General features: G+C 74.7%; 1 protein-coding gene. It reads right to left on the bottom strand.

What is annotated here, in order from left to right:
* On the bottom strand, nt 1-1,051 hold a 1,051-nt coding region (locus tag AB0M20_RS45490; protein ID WP_364307901.1), incomplete at both ends, for an AAA family ATPase.

Here is a 1,051-nt window from a genome sequence, read left to right as displayed (position 1 = left end):
CGGCTCGATGCCAGGTGCGGCGGTCGTCATGGGTCACCACGCGGGCCAGGGCGGCGTGGGTGCGGTGCCGCCGGCCGAGGCCGGCGCGCTGGTGGATCGCGGAGCGCATCAGCGGGTGCAGGAACCGGAGGTGTTCGGCGTCGACCTCGACGAGCCGCGCCGCGACGGCCGGCTCCACGTCGTCAACTGTGCACGGTGACCCCGCGACGATGGTTGCCGCGGCCAGCGTCTCGGACAGGGTGTCGCCGTCGTTGACCGCGGCCGCCAGCAGCACGGCCTGCGTCGCGGCGGGCAGGCCGGTCGTCCGGGCCGCGAAGGCATCCTCGAGCCGCGCGCTCAACGGCAGCACGGCCGCGGGCGGCAAGGGGTGGCCGGCGTCGAGGACGGTGGGCAGTTCGACCAGCGCGAGCGGATTGCCGGCCGCCTCGCTCAGCACCCGTTCCCGCACCTCCGGCCGCAGACCGGGGGTCCGCGTGTCGACCAGCAGCTCGGCCGAGGGGCGATCCAGCCGCGGCAGGGCAAGCTCGGGCAGGCCGCTGCCGGAGAAAGGGCCGTCGAAGCCGTCCCGCAGCGCCGCCAGGAGCACGACCGGCTCGAACTCCAGGCGGCGGGCGACGAACAGGAGGACGTCCGCGCTCGCCTGGTCGAGCCACTGGGCATCCTCGATCACGAGCACGACCGGTGCCTGGGCGGCGGCCTCACCGAGCAGGCTCAACGTCGCGAGGGCGATCAGGAACAACTCCGGCTGCGCTGCATTGCTGCGGCCGAACGCCGCCAGCACGGCGTCCCGCTGCGGCGGCGGCAACCGGTCGGCCTGGTCGAGGATGGGCCGCAGGAGTTGATAGATGCCGGCAAAGGCGATCTGCGCCTCACTCTGCACGCCGGTCGTCGTCAACACCCGCATCTTCGCGGCAGCCGCCAGCCGGGTCGCCTCCGCCAGCAGCGCCGATTTGCCGATTCCCGCCTCGCCGCACACGACGGTCGCGCCGCCGCCGTCGGCCACCCGCTCGAGGAGCCCGCCGAGCAGCCGGACCGCGTCCTCCCGGCCGAC

This window comes from Actinoplanes sp. NPDC051633, from assembly GCF_040681735.1.
Lineage (GTDB): Bacteria > Actinomycetota > Actinomycetes > Mycobacteriales > Micromonosporaceae > Actinoplanes.
The sequence above is the reverse complement of the archived record's forward strand: the minus strand, read 5'-3'. Positions and strand labels throughout refer to the sequence as shown.